The organism is Hyphomonadaceae bacterium BL14 (assembly GCA_027627705.1).
Classification (GTDB): domain Bacteria; phylum Pseudomonadota; class Alphaproteobacteria; order Caulobacterales; family Maricaulaceae; genus Oceanicaulis.
In genome coordinates, this window is the sequence record CP091242.1 from 1228811 (window position 1) to 1253131 (window position 24321).

A 24321-nucleotide genomic window follows, 5' to 3' on the forward strand; every position below is an offset into this window, starting at 1 on the left:
CTCACCTGAAAAGGCCCGGCCCTCGCGCCGGGCCTTTTTTGCGTTTGGGGGCGGGGGACAGGTCATCCCACCTTGTTTTCCCGGGCGACCCCGGACTTGATCCGGGGGAGGCCCGGGACCCATCCACCAATCCTGTCCAGCGCTTGAGCGGCTCAGATGGAGCGGGATGGCTCCCGGATAGAAGCTGCGCGGCTTCCGGGAAAACAGGGGGTGGGGTTAGAGGGAGGCGGTGTGGAACAGGCCAAAATGAAATCGTTACCGGCCCGCGCCCGTTTCTGCCATAGTCCCCATCAACCCCAAGGAGCCCCCCATGACCCATCTCGCCCGCATCACCACCGCCGCCCTCGTCGCCGCCAGCACGCTGGCGCTCACCGCCTGCAACACCATCCAGGGCCTCGGCCGCGACGTCACGCGCACCGGCGAAGCGCTGGAAGACATCACCACCGATGCGTCTGATGTGATTGACACTGCGCCGGAGGTTCAGGCGGCGCCTTAATCGCCACACACCTTGTTTTCCCGGGCGCCCCGGCCTTGATCCGGGGGAGGCCCGGGACCCATCCACCAGTCCCCTCCACCGCCGAGGCGGTTGAGATTTATCGGGATGGGTCCCGGATATTTGCTGACGCAAATTCCGGGAAAACAGGGAGGGAATTAATTCAAACCAAACTGTCTTCGCCGGCCGCCCCCTTTGCGTTTTCCCGGCGAAAGCCGGGACCCAGATACGCCGTTACAACTGGGCCCCGGCTTTCGCCGGGGAAACGCGGGTAGAGAGCTGTGGCGCTCAAATGATCAACCGCCCTCACCCTACCCTCTCCCCCATGAAATGGGGGGTGAGGCCGCCAAGTCTGGTCCGGGGGACCAGACGACCGGACGAACGATAAAGGTGAGGGGGTGGCGGTGCAGCCAGACGCGGCGAGCGCCAGACAAGCCCAAAACCCACAAACCCCTTTCCCCTCAAACGCGAGATTGGCACACTCGCCGTCATGGCCCAGCCCAAGCCCATCGCCCATGCGCGCCGGCTAAGACGCGATCAGACCCGCTTCGAGCGGCGCCTCTGGTCGCTCCTGCGCCAGCGGCCCGAGGGGCTGAAATTCCGCCGCCAGCATCCCGCCTGCGGCTTCATCGCTGATTTCGCCTGCGTGGAGGCGCGCCTGATCATCGAGCTCGATGGCAGCCAGCACGCCGATCAGGCCGAAGCCGACGCCCGGCGCACCGCCATCCTGGAGGCGGCTGGCTGGCAGGTGATGCGCTTCTGGAATCTGGCGCTGGACGAAGCCCCGCTCATGGCCGCCGACCACATCATTGAAACGGCGCGGATGCGCATTCGGGCGTTTCACTGGGAGCGGCAGAGCCCGGACTGACCCGAGCCCCCTCACCTTACCTCTCCCCCATGAATGGGGGAGAGGAGGCCCCACGCCTCGTTCAATCCGTTGAAGCCAGGCGCTTGCATGTCCAGCTAAAGCTCACGCGTCAAAGACCCCTCTCCCCTCCCCGAGGGGGGGGTATAGATAAGTCTTACGATAATTGCGTCCGCGGTGGTTTTGAGGAACAATTCGGCCTTTTGCTTCCGTGATCCGTTTAAGGGGGGTGCAGATGGATGAAAAAGAAGCTCTGGAGGCGAAAAAACAATCAGAGGATGAGTATGCAGCGCAAATCTGGCAATGCATCAAACGCTTTCGCCATGACAGCGAGGACTCGGAATTTAGTCAGCATGGTCACTTATTAGACGTCGTGCAAAATGCTGCAAAAAAATATGCGTTAAAAACGAATCCAGAGCTCGATGATTTAATTAATGATGTCGAAAAATTAGCGCTTGCTGTCAATATTATTTCTGGTTCTTGCAACAGCACTGATCCACTATTCTATGAACCGAACAAAACAGGTATTTTCTGGCGTCACAGACCAGATATACTATTAGATTCTATGAAATCAGCACCTCCGAATTTTTCCAAAACAGATATTGAGTATGCGGCAGAATTGTATGTGTCTCAGGATATAATTATACCAGATTTAGAACTATTACTGATTGATATTCTCGTGGCCATGGAACTTTCGGCATTTGCGGCGCAGATGGCTCAGCCTGAAAAGTATTCTGTTGATGGCTCTAGGGAGAGCGCGCTAAAAGCCAATCATCCCGCATTGATTTTCATTATTGGGAGGACAGCCACATTGCTATTTGTTCTTATTGTTTCGGCTGTATCGATATTTTTTGGAACGATAATAAGTGAATGGATACCAATAATATTTATTGGATTGTCTATTATTTATTTTTTAGCGGATTTATTTATTTCAATATTATCGTTGCCAGGTGCTATTTCAATGTACTACATGAGGCGAAAATCAACCTTAAAATTATTAAATTCAATGAATGCGGTCTATTTAAATATACCTTCCCATGGCCCGGTGAGTGCGGCAAACCTGCGCAGGCTTCTAGAGCGGTCCAGTGATTTGGGAGCGTGCTGGTCGAGTATGATATTTGTAATTTTAGACAAGATGCAAAACCTTAGTTCCGTAAGGGCGACCTGAGACCCTCGGCCTCTCGTTTATTGTGAGAGTCTGTCGTTGACCTCTACCTTTTGATTGCCAGAACTCTGTCTAAAATCCATTTATTATCCCGGATTTTCACCAACCTCTAACAAGTATGCTTCATATGGCTCGATACATATACCAATTTCACCGAAGTGAGACTGCAGCCTAACAATCAGTTCTGCGCCAAGGCGCGCGCCGTGAAATATATTGGGTTTGATTGTATCCTCATATAAATCATCATCTTTTGGCCAAACCTGAAGGACCACTCCGCAATTGCCGTGTGAAATATTACTTAAGTACCAGTACACAGTACGATAAAAATGCTCGGCATCGATTGAGCAAAACTGCTTGTAAATGTTAAAGTCTTTAATCGCGCCTTCCATTTCTGCTCTGTATATAATAGATTTCCGATCATTCCTGAAATTCTCAATCGTCTCATTTTCGGCATGTATAGTTAAAATCGAATTTTTATCACCTATTTTATTAAGATGTTTTATATCATGTTCCGCATCATAACGCTGAATTGACCAATAATTATCTTTAATAACAATATTTATTATTTTTACATAATATTCAAAACACGAACGAGATATAATTTCAACGCCCCACCTTGATTTTGCGTCAAAAGCGGCGATCATTGATTTCAGCAATTCAAAAAAGATGATTGATAGTCCGGCGGCGGCACGATCTTTTTCATGCCTTATATGCTGAGGCTGAAAATATGAAGAATCAGCCACAATTTTTTTAATCAAATCAATTTCTCTTTCCATATTCTGCTATCCGTTTCTTTGGGCGCGGGAGCCATTTTTATTTCATATTAGATTTTTTGAATGCGGAATCTGAAGTGCTCGATATAATCCCTAGTGCGCCGCCGTATCTCTGCGCGGATTACATCGTGCTCCGGACCGCTTCCTAACAGTATGAGTTTGGTCATGCTGCTTCTCCGCTTTCCAGCTGAATTTGTACAGTGGCCGTCGGATCAAGCCGCTCCCCAAACTCCCCAACCCCGTTCGCCTCCTTACCGATCAGGATGACGTGGTCGGCCTGGACATGCCGCCTCACCGTCTCACCAGCATCCCAGCGATCCCCGTTTTCAAACTTGCTCTCAGGGCTCAGGTGATAGGTCGCTAGGGCGTCTGCATAGGTCTTGAGCGCTTCCACGGACACCGGCTCACCCGTCTCCCGGTCAAAAGCCTGCCGCGCAGCTAGCCCAGGATCGCTCTCGAATGGGGCAACCGGTTTCGGTGCCGCTTCCTTTCGGGGTCTGCCACGCTTGTTCGGGTCGGCATTCGTATCATCGGGCATGGGCCGCTGGGTGGCCGCAAGGGCGGTGAAGCTCACCAGGAACCCGAAAGGCTTGATCTGATCGGGGTAGCTCTTGTGCGCGTTGTGCGGGTCCATCCACTTCAGGAGATGCGGACTGGTTGCGCCATAGCGCTGCGCGGCGGGTTTCGTGAGGGCGGGGTGGTAGTCCAGGCGCACCCGCTCTGGACGACCTCCCAGGGCCGCTGAGAGGATGAAGTACCAGTGATCATACTGCCAGCGAGTGACGCCGAGTTTTGACCAGGACGCGACCGGATCGGGCACGCCAGGGGCGGGGTCGGCCTCTCCGTACGGCGCTCTCAAATGCCCCAGCCCATGAGCCGACGCTTTGCGGATGACCGGGCGGCCCTCACTATCGATATTGAAAAGAGCATAGCGCTTTGCGGAAATCGCGAAGGCATATAGCGGCTGAAATTCGCCATTACCGTTCGCAGCGTAGTTCACGTCCTCCATTTGCAGGATCGAGCCCGGCTTGCGGTACGGGTTCAAAGGCTCAAACCAGGCCACAACGCGCTTTACACGGGTTTCGAATTCATCGCGGCCCATGCCTTCAGGCCGGGCGATGGCCAGGCTATCGGTATCGCAGAATGCCCATTGCAGCCCTTGGGCAAGGGTTTCACGTTCGGCCAGGGCCAGCATCAAGCGAGCGGCTCCGGTAATGAGCGTGCCCAATAGCGGGTGAAAAAACCGGCCAGGGTCTTCTAATGCGGTGCTTTGCAATAGGCCTTCAAAGCCATTGGGGCCGTAAATCTCCAAAGGTTCCGGCTTTGGCGCATTGTCGCGCTGAACCTCGATATAAATGCCATAAGAGGTCGAATTAGCGAGTATCTTGATCGCCAATTCATTGGGGTCTTTTGCCGCCTTGGCCTCATCGCGCAGGTCTATCAGGCGGGTAAAGGCGTCGCTTTCCAGCGGATCAATTGCGTATTCGGGATTTCCAAAAAGCCGAATTGCCTTCAATTCGCTTTGCGGCTTTCCGGGGTAAAAGCTGATGGCCTCGACAATGCGCGGCGTTTTACCCGTCAAAACCTTTGCCGCGATTACATCGGCCAGCGTGTACCAAATCGCCCCGCGATAGCTGAGGTAATTGAGCCCAATGGTGTAATTTGCATGCGGGCTGGCGTCGTATTTCGCGCGGACCGGTACGAGGCCGCCATCGGGCTGGATTTGCACCAGCGTGGTGAGCGCCTGCCATGTCTCGCGGGCCTGAAAATCCTCTCGCGTGACGCTTTCCAGAAAGGCTCGCGTTTCCTGTGTGGTGTCAGCGGACGTGAAGCCCTCAGCTATCACGAACGGCCAAAGCCCCATGAGCGCGTTGACGGTCGGATACATGGATTTGAAGTCGGTATACCGCACTTCGACCGGCACGCGCCGGATGCGCACTTCGGCGCGCCCACCATAAAAGGTGCTCATGATCAGCCCGAACATGTCGCCGGGCACGTCCTGGCAGGCCTGGAGCGGGGCAATGCTCATTTCATCAAGATAGGCCTTTCCGATACTCGCCTCACTGATGATCTTGTGAGCCGGAACGGCCAGGGCGTGCTTTTCGTACAGGGCCGTGAGGGCCGCGTAGCACTCCCAAGTGGCCTGGACGTCATCGCGGGCATAATCGAGATAATCAGGCGTGAGCGGCCCGCCATGGGCCTCACTGGCTATCTTGCGCGTAGGCACGTCCAAGGCCGCGCACAGGCTCTCAAGTGAGTGGCTGCGCGAAGTGAGCGCCGCGCTAAGCGTTTTCACGTCCACAAAGCATCCTTTGTGGTGATCGACCTTCAAGCCGCGCTTGCGCATGCCACGCGGGGTCGGCTGATCCCAAAAGGATGAAAACTGGATAAGGCTTGCCCGCCGGGACAGGTGCTTCACCTGGACGCGCGGACGGTTACGGCTGGCGACAAGCTGGAACGAGAACCCGCCTCGCATGCTGCCGCGTGCCGGTCCATGGTGAATGGCCACGCGCGAGATATCGAACGGCAAATTGAAGCCGGCAATGACCCCGCCGAGGTCATACCCATATTTCAAAAGCACATGCTCGCTGAAGTCGGCCAGGGTGCGCACCCGGAAACCGCGCGGCTCACAATACGTGCGAAGGTCTGTCAGCTCGTCATCGGGCAAGTAGGGCGGGTAGAACGCCCCTTCTTCGATCAGCACGCCGGATTTGCGGACTTGATAGAAGCCAACGCGAAGCGCCTGGGATGGATCGATGTTCGTCTCGGTGTCGAATACCAGGACATAAGGCGAAGGCTCATCCAGGGCCGCCCCTCGCTTTCGCTTTGCGAGGGGCTGCGAGCCGGGCTTTCGGGTGTAAGCGCGCAGCCCAATGGTATCGGGGCCGCTAGTCATTGTGCGCCCTCCGGATAGTAAGGCAGGACGTGTTCGGCTTGCTCAAGAAGCCATCGGCCAAATTCGGCCAGAGTTCCACCAATTCGGGTGAGCCATTCGGACAGAGCCAAAAGGTAACGCCCGATGATTTCCATCGGCGGGTTCTTCGTGACCGGTGCGTAGGAAAAATCCTTTTCGGTGTCGCTTTGTTCGCGATGGCAATTGGAGCAAAGCACACCGCCGTCATCGTGAAACTTGCGCGGAGCGATGTGCGCAAATTCCATGGCCGCCGGATGATCTGCATACCCGCATGCCAGGCAGATGGGGTTTCGGGTTCTCAGGCGGCGAAAATCCTTTTCGCGGCGTTCTTCTTCAGAGGTCGGTGTCGTCATGGGTCAAGTTCCTTTAGCTGACGATTTGATAGATTTCGTGGAACGGCACTTCGTTCACGGCCGCGATGCGGTGAAGTGCGTTCGGGTCTGTTTCGAAGGGATAGAAGCGGCCGTGAATATCGGTGACGCCCTCGCCGCGAAGGTCGGCGATGAGGTCTATGTCGTTCGTGCGGGTGAACCGGCCCTGGCGATCCCAGGCGCGCCCAGCTTTCGAAGCCGGATCGAAGCCGCGAACGAAAATCTTGTGGACCTGGCCCTCGGACTGGACGCCGATACGCCGCTCGCGCGGATCGTAAATGCGCCACACCCGGCCTTTGCGGCTGACCATGTTGTGAAGTTTGAGAAAGCGCCGCAGCGCGCGCTCTGACGTGCCAGCGTCTCTGGCCGCACCGCGGAGGCTTGCTCCATCGCGCATGAAGCGGATGGCGGCTTCGATCTCACGGCTGGACTGGGGCAGGCGTCCGGCATTCGACGCCAGCGGCTCGCCTTTGCGCGGATGGCCGCGCGCCTGTGAGGGTGTCAGCCCACGGGCTAGGCCCCGCTCAACGCGGCGGCGGTACTCGGCTGCATAGTCACGAACGCGGGGCATGGAACACTCTCAAGATCACCGGCGATTGTCGCGGGTGTGCTAAGAGGGTCGGGTTGCCACACTGAAAGGTCAATAAGCCCTTGAATCTATTATTCTATAATTAGAATAGCAGCTATTTCGAATGAACCTTTTTGAATTCCAAAAGATATTTCTGAAATGTTTTATCGCCAAAACCTCGAACGGAATTTGTATCGATCCCAAATTCGACGTTTATCGATTTGCGCATTCGCTGAATTCGGATGTGATCGGACTTTTGCCAAAAGTCGGGCTCAGATTCAGTATGAAGGGCGATGGCCCAGTTTATCGTTTCTGCATGAGAAATCGGACCTGGCCGTTTTGGCGATAAATCAAATTGCGGGTAGCGCTCGGGATTGACGATGCGAATTCGGTTGAAGGCGATGTTGTCGAGCCTCGCCTTACCTTCATGCCATTCGACGACCGGATTCTCCCAGAATGCTGGGTCAATTCGCCTCGGCATTCGAGCGGGCGATGGCGTTACAGGGTAGCCGTACCCGTAAAGCTCCTCGTTGAAGAGTTCGTCGAGAATTCGTTCTTCAAATCGGTTACGTAGCTCTTTTCTGAGGTTTAGATTACGTTGCACCTCAAGTGCTCCGTTGGCTATGGCGCTAAGGCCGTCCAAGAATGACTTGGGCCCCTTACCAGCAATCTCGGGTTTCCAGGCATCCAAGGTGGCGCGTTCTGCGACTTCCTCGGCCAGAGCGAGAGTTTCCCACGCGTTTTGTAACGAAACTCCTCGCTCCCAAAGGTCTTTTGGTTTTAGAATCTCGTTCACGCGGCAATGTTCCGGGGGCTAGATGAATATCCAGACACGCACGTTAGCTGAGTCTGACGCGGATGCGGAGCTATGGGCCGAACGCTGCCAGTATTGGCAGGCCGCGCACGAAGCCTCAATCTCGATCCGCAAGCGCCGCGAGCGCCAGAGCGCGCCGCTCATGCTGACTGGCCACGGGTTATCGATCCGTGTTGATCGCGGCGCGCTCATGATCAAGGACGGGCTCACCCACTTCCCCCAGGACAAGCGCGAGCACCGCTTCTTTAAAGGCGGCCTCGATATCCCGCCGCGCATTGTCATTGTCGATGGTAATGGCGAAATCACGCTCGACGCGCTCGATTGGCTGGACTCACAAGACACCCCGCTCATTCGTCTGAGATGGGATGGCCGCATTCAATCGATCATGGGCAAGCCGCGCTACGCCAGCGATCCTGAAAAAATCGCATGGCAGAGACAGACACGCTCGATTGAAGCGGCGCGCGCCGCATTCGGGGCGGACCTGATCGCGCAGAAAATCAAAGGCACGCTCGATAATCTCGAAACCTGCTTTCCCGCCTCAGACATTCGCGGGCGCGCCATGGCGTGCGCAGAAGAAGCGCTGACGATTCTTGAGCGCAGCCCGCCGCAAACCGTGTCTGAATTGCTTGGCTTAGAGGGCAAAGTCTCGCGGGCATACTTCCGGACATGGCGCACAACGCCGATCCGCTGGAAAGCACGCGATCAGAACGCGATCCCGCAAGATTGGATGACCTACCAATCACGCTCATCGCTCCGGGCGAAAAAAGTCCCCAGCAACCGGCGGGCAACGCATCCGGTCAACGCGATGCTGAATTACGCCTATGGCATGCTCGAAATCCGCACCCGCATCGCGATCATCGCAGACGGCTTTGATCCCACAATCGGGATTGTTCATGGTGACACGCGCGCAGATCGCGATACATTCGTGTTCGACCGTATGGAGCCGGGCAGGCCGGAAGCTGAGCGGCGGGTGCTGGCCTTACTCAACGAGCATGAATTCAGCACCAAGGATTTTGGCGTGAGTGAGAACGGGACGTGCAGGATCAACCCGCAAGCGTGTCAGCTTCTAGGATTAGATGCACAGGTGCTGCGGTAATGATCCGTTCTGAATTTCACGCTCATCACGGAGCCCCTGCATGATCCGCCAATCTCTCATAGCCCCCGGGTTGCTGGCGTCCGCATGCGGTGGTGCACCCGAAAGCGCGTGGCCAGCACGTGAAGATGGAGCGCTTCGCATCGCTGCCTGGAATATCGAGCATCTCACCGCTAAGCTTGGGGCGAGCAAAATTTCTCTATCCTGTAGTGAATTTAATGTATGTTATATTGGTTTAAATTTCAGATCCCCTGATCTGGGTTATTAAAATGAAAGATAAGGAAAGTCGAATTGAGGTTCTTCATTGGATAGCTACTTTTGTAGCAATATTTGCTGTCGGTTTGACGGCCTTCCAAGTGAGCCAGACCTTCCGTGTTTTGCGCGAAGGTCAAGTTATTGCCTCAATTGCGGCCTCGTGTTCAGAGCATATCGCAATAACTTCGCGCATAAACCGTCGCTTAACAAGCGCAGCTTCCAGGTTTCATTCAGCGCGCGCTTCAGAAAATTTACAAGTTGCTCTAGAATTGAGCGCCAGAGACGGAGAGCAGCTTTTTCAAATATTTAATGAGGTGGCGCACCCAACATATAGTCAATTAGTTATATTTTCAAAAGACTCTGATCGCGCCGAATTGGGTCAATGGTGGAATTCATACAGAGAGAGTTTTTATAATTTACAGAGAATTAATGGAATATTTATTATTCAAGTGGAGGCGATGGGTATAAGATCGACAGTGGCCACATCTGATCTTTTGGGTGTGGGTTCATATGATGATGAAATTGATGAATCTGCAACAATTATGCATCAATATACAGGGTTTATATATGACTACTGTAGGCGATCTGTGGCGATATAGAGCCTTTTTGTTGTGCGCGCTAACGATTTTCCAATTAGATTGCGATTTATTTTAAGCGCCCAAAATTATTTCCGGATTTATCTATACCCCCTCCCCTCCCCGAGGGGAGAGGTAAGGTGAGGGGTGTGCGGCGGCCCAGCCAGACGCGGCTGCGCCAGATGTAGCGGAGAGCCCCCCTTATCCGCCCCCGCCCCGCGCAGGTATAGGCTGCGCGTCATGACTCATGGAGCTCCCACCCCGTTGGCGCCGGGCGCAACACGGCCTCTGCAAGGCCTGGCGCACCAGCGGGAGGGTGGTGATAACAGTAATAAGAACCGCGCCCGCCCCCGACTCTCACCAAACTCTCACTCACTCTCACCCCCGCCCCCGTCTTCAAGCTCCACAGGGTCCAACAGGTCCGGCGCGTTCTCCCGCACCGCATTGACCCGTCGGCTGACCGGGCGGGCGTGCAGGGATGCGTCGGCCAGGGGCTCGAAAAAGGGTTGCGGGGCCGTGTCCGGGTCCAGCCAGGCGCTGAACGCGCTGCGCTCCAGAATCACCGGCACGCGGTCATGCAGCCAGGCGGTGTCCGGCCCCGCCGCGCGCGTCAGGATCGCAAAGCTGTCGATGCGGTCGGCCCCCTCGCCCCAGCGCTCCCAAAGCCCGGCGAACACCATCGGCGCGCCGCTTGTGCGGGTGATGTACCAGGGCTGCTTGCCGTCGGGCCCGGCCTGCCATTCAAAAAACCCGTCGGCCGGCACCAGCGCCCGGCGGCGCTTCAGGGCGGTGCGGAAGGTGGGCTTTTCGGCCGCGGTTTCACTGCGGGCATTGATCAGCGGCTTGGTGCCCGCCGGCCCGGTCTTTGACCAGTGCGGCACCAGCCCCCAGCGGATCGCCGACAGGCGCGCCGCCCCGTCTGCGCCCCGGCGCACGACGGGGAGCGCCTGTGTCGGTGCGGCGTTCCAGTTGGGCGCCAGATTGGGCCGGTCTTCTGTTTCGAACAGCGCACCCATCTGGTCGAGGGTCAGACTTATCACATATCGTCCACACATGACCGGTTCGTCCTTTTCCCGCCCACTCAAGGAGGCCCGACCATGAGCGTCAAGGCGCGCCCTGTGGTCAGCGTCGGTGCCGTGGTGTGGCGCGGCGATGACGTGCTGCTGATCCGGCGTGCGCGGGCACCGTTCCAGGGCCAGTGGTCCATCCCCGGCGGCAAGGTGGAGTATGGCGAAACCCTCGAAGACGCACTCCTGCGCGAAGTGCGCGAGGAGACCGGGGTGGAGATCACCCTGACCGGCCTCATCGGCGTCTACCAGTCCATCGAGCCGGAGACGCATTTCGTCATGATCGACTGGTGCGCCGACTGGATCAGCGGCGAGCCCTGCGCCGATGACGACGCGCTGGAGGCCTGCTTCGTCCCGTTTGACGCGGCGCTGGAGCGCATCGCCTGGGACACGACCCGCACCGCGCTGCACGATGCGGCAAGGCTGCGGGGCCGGGCGGCCGGCCCCGCCTGATCACCTTCAGGCCGCAGCCTGATCAGGCGCACTGTCCACTTGCTGCGCCACGGCTTCGCGATCCGCCGGCGTGCGGAACATCCAGCGCGACGCGTCGACGACGCGCACATCACCGATCCCCAGAAAGCCGAGCACGTGGCGCAGATAGGGCGTGACGAAATCACTGTCGCTCCCGAGCGGCACGCCGGCCGTGGCCACCACCAGCCACGCGGTCTTGCCCGTCAGCAATCCCTCGGGTCCCGCTTCGCTATAGCGGAAGGTTTCCCGCGCGCGCGCCACCTGGTCGATCCAGGCTTTCAGCGGGGCAGGAATGGCGAAATTATACATCGGCGCGCCGATGACGATCTGATCGGCAGCTTTGAGCTCCGCCACCAGCGCATCCGATCGGGCCAGCACAGACCTGTGCTCATCCGTGCGGGCTTCCGGCGCAGTGAAATTGGCCGCAACCCAGGGCGCATCCACGACACCGGCCGGATCGCGCGCCAGATCGCGCTCAACGATCACACCGTCCGGACCCGCGAGCCGCCTCGCGAGGTTGGCACCCAGTTCCCGGCTGACCGACGCCTCGGTGAGGGCGCTCGACGCCACATGAAGTACCTTGACCATCTCTGTTTTCTCCCTTGTCCAGCCTTGTCAGGCCCAGACACGGGACATGGCGGCACCGCGTGCGCGGTTTAAGGCAGAGATCGCGCAGGACCGGATTTCCGGCTTGGAAACTATTGAGACGCCTCGCCATCCGCCGCGTCGGCCTCCGGATCGGGACGGGCGCGGAAGTCGGCGTCGCTGTCGGCGACCAGCCAGGTGAACATCGTCCAGGCCGCGACATTCTGGGCCATTTCTTCCGGCACGATCTTGTCGAACGTGTCGTTGGGCGTGTGGTGGAACTCGAAATAGTCCGTCCCGTCCTGATCCAGCCGTGCCATCGGCACGCCCATGGCCGCCAGCGGGATCATGTCCGGCCCGCCGCCCGAGCTGTTGCCGCCGCGCTCAATGCCCAGAAACGCCAGCTCGCCCTGCATGGCGTCGAAAAAGCTCACGGCATGCTCCCCCACGCCTGATGACAGACGCCAGACCGGGCGCGCGCCGAAATCGGACTCCGATCCGATGATGTGCTGGCCCACCGTACCGTCTTCCATGCGGGCACTGGCATAGGCGCGGGCGCCCACCAGGCCGACTTCCTCGGCCCCGAACAGCACCACGCGGATGGTCCGCCGCGGGCGCTGGCCTGATTCCATGATCAGGCGCGCCGCCGCCGTGACGATGCCCACGCCTGCCCCATCGTCCAGCGCACCGGTGCCGGTGTCCCAGCTGTCGAGGTGTGCGCCGATGATCACGATTTCCTCGGGCGCTTCAGATCCCACGATCTCGCCGATGACATTGCCGCTCGTCACCTGGCCACGCCATCCCGAATGGGTGCGCAGCGCCACCCGGATGGTCTCGCCCGAGGCGTGGATGCGTTCGATCTGGTCGGCGTCCGGCGCCGAAACCGCCAGCGCCGGGATTTCCGGCAGGCGCTGGGCGGGGAAGCTCATCATGCCGGTATGGGCGAAGCGGTTGGACGATGTGCCCACCGACCGGATCAGCAGGCCCGCTGCGCCCCGGTTCTCCGCCTGGATCCAGCCTTGCGTGCGCTTGCGGTTGGCCCACCCATAGCCTTCGCCGCTGCGCCCGGCGGTCATGCGGTCATTGACGAAGACCAGCTTGCCTTCCAGCGCATCCTCCGCCCCGTCAAATTCCAGCAACTCATCGAAGCTGGAAAAGAACACGATCTCGGCCTCCACGCCGCCTTCCGGTGTCGCGGCCGCACCGCCCAGCGAGGTGGCGTAAAGCTCCTGCGGATAAGGGTGGGTGATGGCTACTTCCTCGAAGATGGAGTGGCCGCGCGTCCACAAATCCATCGGGAAATCCTCGACCCGGACGTTTTCAAAGCCCAGCTCCGTCAGCATCTCCACGGCCCAGTCGCGCGCGCGTGCTTCCTGCGGCGTGCCGGCCAGGCGCGGCCCGATTTCGGTGGTCAGCGACTCAGTGATCTCATAGGCGAGGTTGCTCTCCAGCGCCGCCTCCGCCAGGGCGCGGGCCTGGGCGCGCGCCTCGTCGGGCAGTTCGGCTGCCTGGGCAGGAATGGACAGGAATACGGCCGCAGCCGCCGCAATCGCCAGGCGCATGACTGGATCTCCCAACAGTTTCATGACGCCATCGTAATGACATCGCCCCCGGCTGCAAACCGTGCGTGGTAGGCGCGACGCAGGACCCGCGCTATAACGCTGCCATGAACGACGCACCTGACGCACCTGACGTCCCGGCCGAGACCGGCAGTGCAGCCCGCCGTAACGCCCCGGCGCGCCCGCGCGCCCGCTCCATGACGGCATCCAAGCCCGATCCCGACTATGGCCGCTTCACCCCCGCCTGGTTCGGTCAGGCAGCGCGGGGGCTGGCCTCCCGCCTGCCCGCCAACCGGACCGGACTGCGCCTGGCCAGTGCCCTGCGCCCGGCGGCGCTGGCGGGGCTGAAAGGCGATGCGGCCGACGTGCATGCCTTCGGGCTGTCGCTGCGCCTCTACCCGCGCGACAATCTCAGCGAAAAACGCGCCTTCCTCACGCCGCAATGCTTTGACCCGCACGAACTCGCCGCCGTGCGGACCGCCATGGGTCCGGGCAAGGTGTTCATCGATATCGGTGCCAATGCAGGTCTGTATGCGCTGGTCGCGGCCCATGCCGGCGGTCCGGCCAGCCGGGTCATCGCCGTTGAGCCGCAGGGCCAGATGCGCCGGCGCATCGCCTTCAATGCCCGCCAGAACGGTTTGGCGAATATCGAGATTTCGGGCATGGCGCTGGCCGATTACGAGGGCGAGGACGTGCTGCGCTATGTGCCGGGCAATCTCGGCGGTGCGGCTTTGGCCGGCCTGCCCGCGCCCGGAGGCGAAGCGGTGCGCGTGACCACGCTGCCGCGCCTCATGGATGACATGCGTATCGACAAGGTCCACGCCGTCAAGATCGACGTGGAGGGCGGCGAGGCGGCCATCCTGCGCGCCTTTTTCGCGGGCGCAGACCGCGCGCGCTGGCCCGATATCATGATCCTGGAGCGGGCTGATCTGGCCGGCCGCACGGGTCCCGATGCCGCACAGCTGGCGCTGGGGCGGGGCTACCAGATCGTCGAGACCACCCGCATGAACCAGATTTTGCGCCTGACCCCGGACGGGGCCCACTAGACACACCAGAACCATAAGGGGCGGCGCACCATGAAGGGGCGGCGCACCATGGCCGAGCTTGATTTCATCCTGACAGGGCGGCGCAAGGATCTGGGCGGATTTTCCGTCTCCCGCGTCCTGCCGTCGGCCAAGCGCCGCCGGGTGGGGCCGTTCGTTTTCCTCGATGAAATGGGCCCCGCCACCTTCGCGCCCGACGAAGGCGTGGACGTGCGCCCGCACCCGCATATTGGCCTGGCCACCCTCACCTATCTGTTCCAGGGCGAGATGGACCATGCCGACTCGCTCGGCGTGCACCAGACCCTGACGCCCGGTGCCGTGAATGTCATGGTCGCCGGACGCGGCATCTCCCACAGCGAGCGCACAGGCCCGAAGGCGCGCGCCGCCGGACACGCCCTGCACGGCATCCAGGCCTGGATCGCCCTGCCGGACGAGGCCGAGGAGGTCGCCCCCGCCTTCCACCATCACGACCCGGAAGAGCTACCCCGGTTCGAGCGCGGCGGCGCGCAGATGCGGCTCATCCTGGGGACGGCTTGGGAGCATCGCTCGCCGGTCAAGACCTTCTCGCCCCTCATCTATATCCACGCCGATGCGCCCGCCGGTTCGGCCATCGACCTGCCCAAAGGCCATGGCGAACTGGCCGCCTATGTCGTGTCAGGCCTGATCGAAACCGGGGGCGAACCGGTGAGCGCAGGCCATCTGGCGGTGTTCGCGCCCGGCGAGGCGCCGGTGATCCGCGTGCGCGCCGACAGCCGGCTCATGATCCTGGGCGGCGCCAATATCGGCGAGCGCCATATCGACTGGAATTTCGTCTCGTCGAGCAAGGCCCGCATCGAACAGGCCAAGACCGACTGGCGCGCCAGCATTGCCAGCGGCTTCAAGGCTGCCCCCTTCGCCCTCCCGCCGGGCGAACACGACTGGATCGCCCTGCCCGGCGACCCGCAGCCGGGGTTGCCGCCCGCGCAGACGGAAGATTGTCCGACGAGTTGAGGGGGGGCGCTTGAACACATGAACAGCCCATGGTTTGCACCTTTGCTTTGATCTTCGTCGCCGCCGCCGCGAGCGGCGCAGCCAAAGCGACGCCGACTGGGCCTGAGAGCCCTGACACCGACCCGGCAATCGCAGCCATCCTTCAGGCGGTCGACGCCACACAGCCCGCCTACCTGCTCCTCAATGAGAACCATGACGTGGACTGGCACCGCCATGTCTCGGCCTGCGTTCTGGCAGCCTTGGCGCCCACACGCGAAATGCTGTTCGCGGCGGAAGCGTTTCCAAGGCACCCGCCGCTGGCCGAGGCCGATCCTGCATCTAGCGGCGGCTACACACGCTCGCACTATTTTCAGGACATCTGGCGGGTGCTGGATCATCACCAGATCGCGGCGTTCGGCTATGACGCGCGACGGGCCGATCATCTGACAGATGATGGCCTGGCGCAGCGCGGCCTGTCCGCACGACTGCCCAACCGGCGCGACCGGGTCGCGGCGGAGCGGCTGGAAGACCTGCGCCGCCAGCGCCAGCCTGAGCTGATCATGGTCCATGCCGGCCACGCGCACGTGTCTGAACGCTGGGGGGAGACCCAAGACGGCGCCCATGGCTGGCTCACGGCGCACCTGGCCAAATTGTCAGGCCGCGATCCCGTCACCGTCTATCAGATGCCGCCTCAAACCGCCCGCTGGTATCACGAGCGCAGCATCTTCATCCTTGACCATGCGGCGTGCGCCGCCCTGCCCGAAGCGGCGGTCCTTTTGCGCACCGGGGAGGGTATGATCGGATGCGCGGAGCGTGCGCGGCTGCAACCAACCCAGGATGTGGATTTTATCATTCTTGATGATGTGAACCGGGGCGAGACAGCGCGGGACCGGCCCGCGCTGTGCGATATCCCGCAGCGGCGCTAAAGACCGCCCCTAATACGCCGCCTCTTCAAAAATCGCATCCAGCTTGCCGCCCCAGGGGCCGTGATAGCGCTCCAACAGGCGTTCGGCGGGGCTGAGGCCGGAGCGGGCGATGTCGTCAAGATCATCGAGGAACAGCGCTTCGTGCTCGCCGTGGGCGTTAAGGCGGGCGCGTGCTTTGAGCCCTGAGCGGGCGATGGCCAGCACGTCCTTGGCGACGTCCTGCAAAGTGCGGGTGCGGAACGGGGTTTTCAGCGCAAAGCGCGCCGCGCCGATGCGCAGGCAGGCGCGTTCCTCGCGCGTCCAGTCCTTCACATACTCCCACGCCGCGTCCAGCGCCGCATCGTCATAGAGCAGGCCCACCCAGAAAGCCGGCAGGGCGCACAGATTGCTCCACGGACCGCCATCGGCGCCGCGCTGCTCCAGGAAGGTTTTCAGGCGCACTTCAGGAAACAGGGTGGACAGGTGATCCTCCCAGTCGCTCAGGACCGGGATCACGCCCGGCAGTGCGGGCAGCTTGCCCTGCAGAAAGTCGCGGAAGGACTGGCCCGAGGCGTCGATATACCGGCCCTCGCGCTTGACGAAATACATCGGCGCATCCAGCGCCCAGTCCACGTATTGCTCGTAGCCGAACCCCTCTTCGAAGGCGAAGGGCAGCATGCCGGTGCGGTTGGGGTCCACATCGGTCCAGACATGGGCGCGGTAGGACAGATAGCCGTTCGGGCGCCCGTCGGCGAAGGGGGAGTTGGCGAACAGGGCGGTGGCCACCGGCTGCAGCGCCAGCGAGACGCGCATTTTCTTGACCATGTCGGCTTCGCTGGAGAAATCGAGATTGGTCTGCACGGTGCACGAGCGGAACATCATCTGATGGCCGAGCCCGCCCACTTTCGGCATGTAGTCGCGCATGATCTGGTAGCGCGCCTTCGGCATCATCGGAATGTCGGCCAGCGCCGACACCGGCGTGAAGCCGAGGCCCAGGAAGCCCGCGCCGATCTCGTCGGCCACCTCGCGCACCTCGCGCAAATGCCCGTTCACCTCGCGGCAGGTTTCGTGCAGCGTCTCCAGCGGGGCGCCCGACAGCTCAAACTGCCCGCCCGGCTCCAGCGTGATGGAGCCGTCCTGGCGTTTGAGCGCGACCGTCTTGCCGTCCTCTACGATAGGCTGCCAGCCAAAGCGGGTCAGGCCGTCGAGCATTTTGCGCACGCTGGCGCCGTCGCCCTCATAGGCCAGAGGCTGGCGGGTCTCGCGGGTGAAGCCGAATTTCTCGTGCTCGGTGCCGATGCGCCAGCGCTCACGCGGCTTCTCTCCCGAGGCCGAGTGCGCAATCAGCTGCGCCTTGCTCTCGATGGGATCGCCCTCGCCGCCGGGATTATAGGTTCCGCTCATGGTCTGCGCCTCCGGCCCGCCTCGCATCTGGGCCGCACAGTTAGGCGGGCAAAGCCCATGCGGCAAGGGCGGATATCGCCTCGCGGCTCACAGGATCGCGAGCGCTCAGCCCCAATCACCCAGGATAGCCTGCCACAGGGCAAGGGCTGCAGCGGCCGCTGTGTCGGCGCGCAGAATGCGCGGCCCCAGGCTCACCGGCACGACGCCAGGCAACGCCCGCAACCGCTCACGCTCCTCCGGCGCAAACCCGCCCTCCGGACCGATCAGGATGGACCAGTGTTGAGCCGTTCCTGTCTTGCGCCTCTCGCTGTGGTTTGAAGCTGGCGGATCATCCGGACCACTGCGCCCCCCACCCCGGCCCTCCCCCGGTGGGGGAGGGAGAGCTGTTGACACCGATTCAGCTGTCTTTTGACCCAAAGTGCTGCCCANAMYYCCYYNCCCTTGAGGGGAGGGTTGGGGTGGGGTGGTGCAGCGCTTCAGCAATCACCTCCGCGACTCCCATGGCGTTTTCGAACAGCTCGGCATTCCAGACGCGCAGGACGCGGTAACCTTGGGCCTCCATCCAGGCGTCGCGCTCCCGGTCGCGGCGTCCGCCATGGCCACCGCCATCAAGCTCGACCACCAGATTGCGCGACAGACAAGCGAAATCCGCCACATACGGCCCAATCGGCACCTGGCGGCGGAAATGGGCACCCGGAACTCTCATGTCTTTCAAAAGCGCCCAGAGCTTGGCCTCCGCGGGCGTCGGTTTAGCGCGCAGCCGCCGCGCCATTGCCAGCGTCCGGGCATGGGGCTCGGGCCGGCGGGCACCCACGCTAAAGCCGGCTGGGTCCGGCACCGCCTCGATGAACTGGCCATCCGCGCTGACCCGGAACCGCTGCTCGTTGCGGACAGCCAGCAGCGCCTCCAGCATCGGGGTGCCGCCGGTCTCGTCGCAGAAGATCAGGCGCTGATCCTGCGGCCAGGCGTCCATGAGCGCGTCGAGGCGCACCGGTTCACCGATATGCGGCACATCCAGGCGCTCGGTCTGTTCGGCGGCTTCGCGGGCGAGCGCGGATAGACGGTCTGTGCGCACGCGCTCGGCATTGGTGCGCCGGGTCAGCACCGGGATGATGGCGCGCGCGCCCAACTCGGTGGCTTTTTCCACGATGAAGTCGGTGCGCGCCTTCTTCACCGGGGCGAAATACAGGGTCAGGGGCGGCGGGACGGCCTGTTCGCGCAGGCGCTCGGCGATCTCAAGGCGCGCCTCGCGCTTGCCCGCAGAGACCAGCGCAGCGCGCCATTCGCCGTCGCGACCGTTGAACACCCGCACGCCATCGCCCGGCTGGCGGCGCATGACCGACACCAGATAATGCGCCTGATCGCGCTCGAGGGTCAGGGGGGCACCCTGGCTCAGGGGCGCGTCAACGAACAGGCGGGGATCGGTGCTCAAGGGTTTGCGTCGCCGCAGTCGGCCGCGGCCAGGTTTCCGTCCATAATCGCCGGCTCGAGCAGCCCTGCGGTCTGGAGACGCAGCTGCGTCTGGGTATAGGACGCGCCCATTGGCTCGCCCCCGAGCATCCATTCTATCCTGACCTGGCGTGGCTGGCCGAAGACAATAATCCGCTTGTTCAGCAGAATGTCGACCGGATCACCGCCCAGCTGTTCGGTAAGGTCCGCACGCACGCTAGGCATGAGCTCTACATTGAGCGAGCGCGGATCGCGGTAGTCAGGCATCGAGTTGAGATAGCCCAGACCCCCACTTTCCCCCGAGCCGCACACATTCATCTCGATGGCCATAGGATCGAGGGGCGCATCCGGTTGGGCGATCGAGCGCGCTACGGCGTCTTCGGCGGCGACGGGCCACCGCTCCCGCTGAGCTTCAGCTGCCGTGCAGACAATGAGCGGCCACGCTGCGGTGGCCATGATGGCTCTTGCGACCATATGTGCTGCTCCCGCATGACGACACGCTACCGGTGTAGGGTATCGTTATGTCATCTCTCTGAACACGCCGCGCAGCATCTGGCCACTCATCATGACCCTCAATCCTGATCGTCCCGTCCTTGATTCCCTGCCCAGGACCTGGGTGGACCGCGCGCCGGCCTTCGCCCGGCCCTATCTGCGTCTGGCGCGCTATGACCGGCCCGTGGGCTTCTGGCTGCTGGCCCTCCCGTGCTGGATGGGTCTGGCGGCGGCGCGGCTGGAGGCCGGAATCGGCTGGGACGATTTGCGCCTGGCCCTCCTGTTCGGCATCGGCGCGGTGGCCATGCGCGGCGCAGGCTGCACCTGGAATGACATGATCGACCGCGATCTGGACGCGCGCGTGGCGCGCACGGCCGACCGGCCGCTGGCGGCAGGGACAGTGACGCTGCGCCAGGCGCAGATATTCCTGGGCGCGCAGCTTTTCGTCGGCCTGATCGTTCTGGTCATGCTGCCCGTGCCGGCCATCCTGACGGCGCTGGCAGCGATGGTGCTGGTGGCGGCCTATCCGTTCATGAAGCGCATCACCTGGTGGCCCCAGGCCTGGCTGGGTCTCACCTTCAACTGGGGCGTGCTGGTCGCCGGCGCGGCAGCGGGGGTGCTGTTCACCCCGGCCATCCTGTTCCTCTATGCCGCGCTGGTGGTGTGGACGCTGGGCTATGACACCATTTACGCCTGTCAGGACAAGGAAGATGACGCTCTGGCCGGGGTGAAGTCCTCGGCCCTGAGGCTTGAAGGCGCAGTGAAGCCCTTCGTGCTGGCATGCTATATCGCCTCGGCGGGGCTGGCTCTGGCCGCCGCGCTGGCGGGCGGCGCAGGCCTTGCCTTTGCGCTGGGCTTTGCGCTGTACGCTGCGCACCTGTTCCACATCGCCCAGACTTTTGACCCCGATGACAACGAGGCCTGTCTGATCAGGTTCAAGGCGAGCGTGTCGACCGGCCTGCTTCTGACCGGAGCGTTCCTGCTGGGCGGGTTGTGAGCGCCGCGCCACGATGGTGGCGCAGCGCTCCGCATCCCTAGGCGGCTTTGATACCCGAGACGAAGCGGGTCATCTCTGTCCTGAGCTGATCGGCGCGGCCGTTCAGCGTTTCGCACGCCTCAAGCAGCTGGCTCGACGCTTCGCCATTGCCATCGGAAATCTGCTTGAGCGCCTCGACCGTCGAGGCGATCTGACCGGCTGCCGCTGCCGCTTCCTGAATGGAATGGGCGATATCGCTGGTGGCAGCACCCTGTTGCTCGGCAGAGGTGGCCACGCCCCCGGTCAGAGCATCCAGATCGCTGATGCGCTTCACGATATCGGCGATACGATCGACCGTGTGGCCCGTCGCCGCCTGGATGGCGGTCATCTGGGCCTCGATATCGCCCGTCGCCTTGGCGGTCTGGGTGGCGAGCGCCTTCACCTCGTTGGCCACGACCGCAAAGCCCTTGCCGGCTTCGCCAGCGCGGGCCGCTTCGATGGTGGCGTTCAGCGCCAGCAAATTGGTCTGCTCGGCAATCCCGTGGATCAGCGAGACGACTTCGCCCACCTTGCTGGCATTTTCAGCCAGGGCGCGCACATCGGCATCGGTCGCCCGGGCCGTGGATACAGCCTGGCCGATGAGCGAGGAGGCGTCCGAAATCTGGCGTGAGATCTCCAGGATGGACGCGGACAGCTCTTCCGACGCGCCGGCCACCGACTGCACATTGGCCGACGTCTCCTCGCAGGCAGCGGCGGCCGAGGTGGATTCTTCGCTGGAGCGGGTCGCGTTCGAGTTGACGACGCCGGCGGCCTTGTAGACGCGGCCCGCAGCCTGGAAGACGTCCTCGATCAAGGCACCGACCTCGGACTCGAATTGTTCAGCGGTGTGGATCATTGTCTCGCGCTGCGCGGCGCGCTGACGCGCCTCCGCCTGCTCCTGATCGGCCTTGAGCGCCTGCGCCTCGTTCAGGGTCGCGCGCAAGACGCCGACCGTGGTCCAGAGCTGGCCGATCTCGTCACGGGTCTGAACGGCCGGGACTTCCACCGACAGATCACCTTTGGAGACCTGTTCCAGCACGTGAGTTACGTTTTTGAGCGGCCGGCTGACCTGGAACACGGCGATGAACAGGCCCAGGCCAAGCCCCGCGGCGACACCGGCGACAGCAATGATCAACAGAACCATAAAACGGGTTTCATAGAATGCCGCCAGCTCGGCCTTGATCGCATCAAGCTCGACCCGATTTTTGTCTACCACCGCGTTGATTTCTTCCTGATAGGCGCGGCGGTTGGAGCGGTTCGCATCGTTATTGCCCTGAACGTTCGCGAGCGCGGGGTCCACATTGGCCCCCAGGCGCGCCGTCTCTGCGCGGAATGCCCGAAACTCCGCCGTACGGGCCCGGACCGCTTCAAACAAGACCCGGTCTTCACCCGAAGCCGGCACGATCTGGCTCCATTCATCCAGCAGCGCGTCGATGGCATCCAGACGCCGCATCAAGCCTTGCGCGAACGGTGCCGCCTGCTCAGTCGTGTCCGAGGCGTAGATGCCGCGCGATTCCATCACCACAGCCGTCACAAGGCGGTTGAGGTGCTCGCCGTAAAAGGCGCGGTCGGCAGCATTCTCGTACGCTGCCACCCGGACATTGTAAGCCTGCATGCTTTGAATTCCGAGGCCTGCCAGAATGACCGACACGAGACCAAACACGCCCAGCGCGAAAAAAATCTTGACGCGAATACTCATTTTCACTCTCCCAGCAACTTGGGACAGGAATGGCCCAGATAGGATAATGCGCCGTAAACCATCGTGACAGCTTCATCGCCGTGCCGCCGCAGGGTCACTGTCTGATGGCCTGGCCCATCCGGGACGGGATTCCGCACAGAGCCTTCAGCCGCAGGCCTCTGCTTCCGGGTCCGCCGCGCAAACGGTCGCCGCCGCCCAGCGCGCAATGTCCCGCGCAGCGTCACCCGACGCGCTTGAGAAAGCGTCCACGATGGGGCCCTGGCGATGAGCGCTGGCGCGGACCTCGTGATTGAACACCTGACGCGCAGCGAGAATGCGTTCGTCACAGTCAATGATGCGCGCCCGCACCGTCACGCGCACCAGCGGCGGCGCGCTGTCACCCTGATCATACACCGCCTCGAACCGGCGCAGCGCCACGTCCAGACGGAAGCGCGCACTCACCCCGTCCTCGGCCCGCACAGGCGACACTTGCGGCGCAGCGGCCTGGAAGGCGTCTTCCAGCACGCTTTCGAACATCGCCGGCGCAGGCGAGGCCCACGCGGCACCGGCCATGTAGGCAATGGCACCGCCGCGATCGATGGCGATCTTGTCACCCGCCAGCGCGCGCGGCGCGGACACACGCTCGACACTCAGCGCAATGGCCCCGCGCACGGGCGCGTCAGCCGTTTCGGAGGTTCCGGTATCCAGCCTGTAGAGCATGCGCGGATTGCTCTCGGGCAGAAGCGAGATGCACCCGCTCAGGGCCAGGATCGCCGCCAATGCAGCCCCCAGCGCCAGCGGGCGCTTGCGATTCAGAGCGCTCATTGCGGCACCTCCACTTCGTCACCCGCCGAACGGGCAACAAAGCCCGACGGGTCTTCTTCCAGATCGAGCACAATGCGTTCAATCGCCGCCAGCGCCGCGCGCAGATCGCGAATGGCGGCGGTTAGCTGCCCCAGGCCTTCTTCGGTGAAGCGCTCCAGACCGGGGCGCAGTTCGGTCAGCATGGCGTAGGTTTCCTGCGAGGCGCGGTCCACCTCGATCGAGGCGGCCGACACGTCAGCCACCATTACCCCGACTTCGTCTGTCAGGAAGGCTTCGGCGGTGCGGCCGAACTGTTCAAGGCTGATGGCCGCGCCCGATACGTCCTGGGCGGCCTGGTCGAGGCTGCGCAGGGCCGTGCGCAGCTCGGTGACCAGCCCGTCTTCCTGCGCGAGTTCAGCGGTCAGAACCTCGATATTACTCATCGTGCGCGAGAAGGTGGCGATATTCTCCTCACTCAGGAGCGCGCCGACGCGCGTAAACGCGACCTGTGAGCTTTCCAGCAGCGTCTCGCCCCCGGATATCAGCTCGTCCAGCTGGGTCTGGCGGGCGTAGATGCGCGGTGCCCGGTCACCGAACCGGCCTTCCAGGCGCGCAGCGTCCTGTGATCCGCCCGACACCTGGATCAGCGACAAGCCTGTCAGGCCTTGCGGCTCCAGCTGCGCGACGGAGTCCACTTTCACCGGCGTGGTCGCATCCACACGAATGCGCGCGACCACCTGAGTGGTGTCTTCAGGATTAAGCCCCAGATCGGTAACCTCCCCGACCTGGATGCCGTTGAAGCGGACTTCGGACGCCACACGCAGCCCGCGCACCGGCCCCTCGAACAGGACGTCGTATTCGCGATACTCGCGGTCAAACGCCATCTGCGAGAGCCAGAGCGCAAAAAAGCCCCCGGCCAGCACCAGAAAGACGACGAAAAAGCCGACGAGGGCGTGATGGGCTTTAGTTTCCATAATTCAGTCCGCCTGTTCGC

The 24321-nt window shown here is 61.9% G+C and carries 24 protein-coding genes and 1 pseudogene; 10 read left to right on the plus strand and 15 right to left on the minus strand.

The genetic code is table 11. The features are described 5' to 3' along the window. Positions 1 to 310: 310 nt before the first annotated feature. The 3 genes from L2D00_05875 (at position 311) to L2D00_05885 (ending at position 2526) form a co-directional block, all read left to right on the plus strand. A complete protein-coding gene (locus tag L2D00_05875; protein WBQ14209.1) occupies positions 311 to 496 on the plus strand; it encodes a hypothetical protein in 186 nt (61 codons plus the stop codon). 487 nt (positions 497 to 983) lie between these two features. Continuing rightward, a complete protein-coding gene (locus L2D00_05880; protein WBQ14210.1) occupies positions 984 to 1361 on the plus strand; it encodes a DUF559 domain-containing protein in 378 nt (125 codons plus the stop codon). A gap of 232 nt (positions 1362 to 1593) precedes the next feature. Next, on the plus strand, positions 1594 to 2526 hold the full coding sequence (locus L2D00_05885) for a hypothetical protein (GenBank protein WBQ14211.1): 933 nt from the start codon (positions 1594 to 1596) through the stop codon (positions 2524 to 2526). Positions 2527 to 2609: 83 nt separating this feature from the next. Here L2D00_05885 and L2D00_05890 read toward each other — a convergent pair whose 3' ends face one another. The 5 genes from L2D00_05890 to L2D00_05910 all read right to left on the minus strand — a co-directional run bounded on the left by L2D00_05890 (position 2610) and on the right by L2D00_05910 (position 7945). Further along, positions 2610 to 3299, minus strand: a complete 690-nt coding sequence (locus L2D00_05890) for a DUF5677 domain-containing protein (GenBank protein ID WBQ14212.1) — start codon at positions 3297 to 3299, stop codon at positions 2610 to 2612. 160 nt (positions 3300 to 3459) lie between these two features. Beyond that, entirely contained in the window at positions 3460 to 6192 is a 2733-nt protein-coding gene (locus L2D00_05895) for a hypothetical protein (protein ID WBQ14213.1), read from the minus strand. Beyond that, positions 6189 to 6563, minus strand: coding sequence for a hypothetical protein (locus L2D00_05900; protein ID WBQ14214.1), 375 nt, complete (start codon positions 6561 to 6563; stop codon positions 6189 to 6191). The genes L2D00_05895 and L2D00_05900 overlap by 4 nt, the downstream gene beginning before the upstream one ends. A 13-nt stretch (positions 6564 to 6576) precedes the next feature. Then, positions 6577 to 7152: a hypothetical protein gene (locus tag L2D00_05905; GenBank protein WBQ14215.1), complete on the minus strand. Its 576-nt coding sequence runs from the start codon at positions 7150 to 7152 to the stop codon at positions 6577 to 6579. 112 nt (positions 7153 to 7264) lie between these two features. Further along, positions 7265 to 7945, minus strand: coding sequence for a hypothetical protein (locus L2D00_05910; protein WBQ14216.1), 681 nt, complete (start codon positions 7943 to 7945; stop codon positions 7265 to 7267). Between the two features lie 22 nt (positions 7946 to 7967). Here L2D00_05910 and cas1 point away from each other — a divergent pair, with 22 nt between their 5' ends. Both cas1 and L2D00_05920 read left to right on the plus strand, forming a co-directional pair. Further along, positions 7968 to 9059, plus strand: coding sequence for a CRISPR-associated endonuclease Cas1 (gene cas1 / locus L2D00_05915; protein ID WBQ14217.1), 1092 nt, complete (start codon positions 7968 to 7970; stop codon positions 9057 to 9059). Between the two features lie 266 nt (positions 9060 to 9325). Beyond that, the gene (locus tag L2D00_05920; GenBank protein ID WBQ14218.1) at positions 9326 to 9910 is read left to right on the plus strand and encodes a hypothetical protein; all 585 of its coding nucleotides are present in this window, start codon (positions 9326 to 9328) and stop codon (positions 9908 to 9910) included. A gap of 344 nt (positions 9911 to 10254) precedes the next feature. On the opposite strand, the gene L2D00_05925 is transcribed toward L2D00_05920, so the two are convergent. Continuing rightward, positions 10255 to 10941: an SOS response-associated peptidase gene (locus tag L2D00_05925; protein ID WBQ14219.1), complete on the minus strand. Its 687-nt coding sequence runs from the start codon at positions 10939 to 10941 to the stop codon at positions 10255 to 10257. A gap of 42 nt (positions 10942 to 10983) precedes the next feature. Between L2D00_05925 and L2D00_05930 the strand changes: the two genes are divergently transcribed. Beyond that, entirely contained in the window at positions 10984 to 11406 is a 423-nt protein-coding gene (locus L2D00_05930; GenBank protein WBQ14220.1) for an NUDIX hydrolase, read from the plus strand. 6 nt (positions 11407 to 11412) lie between these two features. Here L2D00_05930 and L2D00_05935 read toward each other — a convergent pair whose 3' ends face one another. Then, positions 11413 to 12012 carry an NAD(P)H-dependent oxidoreductase gene (locus tag L2D00_05935; GenBank protein WBQ14221.1) on the minus strand — a complete coding sequence of 200 codons (600 nt, stop codon included), beginning with the start codon at positions 12010 to 12012 and terminating at the stop codon, positions 11413 to 11415. Positions 12013 to 12122: 110 nt separating this feature from the next. Next, positions 12123 to 13595: a M20/M25/M40 family metallo-hydrolase gene (locus L2D00_05940; protein ID WBQ14222.1), complete on the minus strand. Its 1473-nt coding sequence runs from the start codon at positions 13593 to 13595 to the stop codon at positions 12123 to 12125. A gap of 80 nt (positions 13596 to 13675) precedes the next feature. On the opposite strand from L2D00_05940, the gene L2D00_05945 reads away from it, so the two are divergent. From L2D00_05945 to L2D00_05955, 3 genes are read left to right on the plus strand one after another with little or no spacing between them, the layout of a single operon-like run. Next, a complete protein-coding gene (locus tag L2D00_05945; GenBank protein WBQ14223.1) occupies positions 13676 to 14614 on the plus strand; it encodes an FkbM family methyltransferase in 939 nt (312 codons plus the stop codon). A gap of 48 nt (positions 14615 to 14662) precedes the next feature. Next, on the plus strand, positions 14663 to 15601 hold the full coding sequence (locus L2D00_05950; GenBank protein ID WBQ14224.1) for a pirin family protein: 939 nt from the start codon (positions 14663 to 14665) through the stop codon (positions 15599 to 15601). Positions 15602 to 15630: 29 nt separating this feature from the next. Then, positions 15631 to 16506, plus strand: a complete 876-nt coding sequence (locus tag L2D00_05955) for a hypothetical protein (protein ID WBQ14225.1) — start codon at positions 15631 to 15633, stop codon at positions 16504 to 16506. Positions 16507 to 16515: 9 nt separating this feature from the next. Here L2D00_05955 and L2D00_05960 read toward each other — a convergent pair whose 3' ends face one another. The 4 genes and pseudogenes from L2D00_05960 to L2D00_05975 form a co-directional block, all read right to left on the minus strand. Then, positions 16516 to 17889 carry a glutamate--cysteine ligase gene (locus L2D00_05960; protein ID WBQ14226.1) on the minus strand — a complete coding sequence of 458 codons (1374 nt, stop codon included), beginning with the start codon at positions 17887 to 17889 and terminating at the stop codon, positions 16516 to 16518. Between the two features lie 105 nt (positions 17890 to 17994). After that, a complete protein-coding gene (locus L2D00_05965) occupies positions 17995 to 18282 on the minus strand; it encodes an RsmE family RNA methyltransferase (GenBank protein ID WBQ14227.1) in 288 nt (95 codons plus the stop codon). Positions 18283 to 18286: 4 nt separating this feature from the next. After that, positions 18287 to 19321 (minus strand): annotated as a pseudogene (locus L2D00_05970) (RsmE family RNA methyltransferase). Then, positions 19318 to 19812, minus strand: coding sequence for a hypothetical protein (locus L2D00_05975; protein ID WBQ14228.1), 495 nt, complete (start codon positions 19810 to 19812; stop codon positions 19318 to 19320). Before L2D00_05975 ends, L2D00_05970 begins: the two are co-directional and overlap by 4 nt. A gap of 91 nt (positions 19813 to 19903) precedes the next feature. On the opposite strand from L2D00_05975, the gene ubiA reads away from it, so the two are divergent. Further along, complete coding sequence (gene ubiA / locus L2D00_05980; GenBank protein ID WBQ14229.1) at positions 19904 to 20827, plus strand: 4-hydroxybenzoate octaprenyltransferase; 924 nt, start codon at positions 19904 to 19906, stop codon at positions 20825 to 20827. A gap of 37 nt (positions 20828 to 20864) precedes the next feature. Here the strand turns inward: ubiA and L2D00_05985 are convergent, their stop codons facing one another. From L2D00_05985 to L2D00_05995, 3 genes are all read right to left on the minus strand, one after another. Beyond that, complete coding sequence (locus L2D00_05985) at positions 20865 to 22544, minus strand: methyl-accepting chemotaxis protein (GenBank protein WBQ14230.1); 1680 nt, start codon at positions 22542 to 22544, stop codon at positions 20865 to 20867. A gap of 144 nt (positions 22545 to 22688) precedes the next feature. Then, positions 22689 to 23348: an ABC-type transport auxiliary lipoprotein family protein gene (locus L2D00_05990; protein WBQ14231.1), complete on the minus strand. Its 660-nt coding sequence runs from the start codon at positions 23346 to 23348 to the stop codon at positions 22689 to 22691. After that, a complete protein-coding gene (locus L2D00_05995; GenBank protein ID WBQ14232.1) occupies positions 23345 to 24301 on the minus strand; it encodes an MlaD family protein in 957 nt (318 codons plus the stop codon). Before L2D00_05995 ends, L2D00_05990 begins: the two co-directional genes overlap by 4 nt. Positions 24302 to 24321: the final 20 nt, after the last annotated feature.

Bases quoted from the DNA above. Each gene is read 5' to 3' on its own strand.
- L2D00_05875 (WBQ14209.1), top strand. From the start codon at position 311: ATGACCCATCTCGCCCGCATCACCACCGCCGCCCTCGTCGCCGCCAGC.
- L2D00_05880 (WBQ14210.1), top strand. From the start codon at position 984: ATGGCCCAGCCCAAGCCCATCGCCCATGCGCGCCGGCTAAGACGCGAT.
- L2D00_05885 (WBQ14211.1), top strand. From the start codon at position 1,594: ATGGATGAAAAAGAAGCTCTGGAGGCGAAAAAACAATCAGAGGATGAG.
- L2D00_05890 (WBQ14212.1), bottom strand. From the start codon at position 3,299: ATGGAAAGAGAAATTGATTTGATTAAAAAAATTGTGGCTGATTCTTCA.
- L2D00_05895 (WBQ14213.1), bottom strand. From the start codon at position 6,192: ATGACTAGCGGCCCCGATACCATTGGGCTGCGCGCTTACACCCGAAAG.
- L2D00_05900 (WBQ14214.1), bottom strand. From the start codon at position 6,563: ATGACGACACCGACCTCTGAAGAAGAACGCCGCGAAAAGGATTTTCGC.
- L2D00_05905 (WBQ14215.1), bottom strand. From the start codon at position 7,152: ATGCCCCGCGTTCGTGACTATGCAGCCGAGTACCGCCGCCGCGTTGAG.
- cas1 (WBQ14217.1), top strand. From the start codon at position 7,968: ATGAATATCCAGACACGCACGTTAGCTGAGTCTGACGCGGATGCGGAG.
- L2D00_05920 (WBQ14218.1), top strand. From the start codon at position 9,326: ATGAAAGATAAGGAAAGTCGAATTGAGGTTCTTCATTGGATAGCTACT.
- L2D00_05925 (WBQ14219.1), bottom strand. From the start codon at position 10,941: ATGTGTGGACGATATGTGATAAGTCTGACCCTCGACCAGATGGGTGCG.
- L2D00_05930 (WBQ14220.1), top strand. From the start codon at position 10,984: ATGAGCGTCAAGGCGCGCCCTGTGGTCAGCGTCGGTGCCGTGGTGTGG.
- L2D00_05935 (WBQ14221.1), bottom strand. From the start codon at position 12,012: ATGGTCAAGGTACTTCATGTGGCGTCGAGCGCCCTCACCGAGGCGTCG.
- L2D00_05940 (WBQ14222.1), bottom strand. From the start codon at position 13,595: ATGAAACTGTTGGGAGATCCAGTCATGCGCCTGGCGATTGCGGCGGCT.
- L2D00_05945 (WBQ14223.1), top strand. From the start codon at position 13,676: ATGAACGACGCACCTGACGCACCTGACGTCCCGGCCGAGACCGGCAGT.
- L2D00_05950 (WBQ14224.1), top strand. From the start codon at position 14,663: ATGGCCGAGCTTGATTTCATCCTGACAGGGCGGCGCAAGGATCTGGGC.
- L2D00_05955 (WBQ14225.1), top strand. From the start codon at position 15,631: ATGGTTTGCACCTTTGCTTTGATCTTCGTCGCCGCCGCCGCGAGCGGC.
- L2D00_05960 (WBQ14226.1), bottom strand. From the start codon at position 17,889: ATGAGCGGAACCTATAATCCCGGCGGCGAGGGCGATCCCATCGAGAGC.
- L2D00_05975 (WBQ14228.1), bottom strand. From the start codon at position 19,812: ATGGTCGCAAGAGCCATCATGGCCACCGCAGCGTGGCCGCTCATTGTC.
- ubiA (WBQ14229.1), top strand. From the start codon at position 19,904: ATGACCCTCAATCCTGATCGTCCCGTCCTTGATTCCCTGCCCAGGACC.
- L2D00_05985 (WBQ14230.1), bottom strand. From the start codon at position 22,544: ATGAGTATTCGCGTCAAGATTTTTTTCGCGCTGGGCGTGTTTGGTCTC.
- L2D00_05990 (WBQ14231.1), bottom strand. From the start codon at position 23,348: ATGAGCGCTCTGAATCGCAAGCGCCCGCTGGCGCTGGGGGCTGCATTG.
- L2D00_05995 (WBQ14232.1), bottom strand. From the start codon at position 24,301: ATGGAAACTAAAGCCCATCACGCCCTCGTCGGCTTTTTCGTCGTCTTT.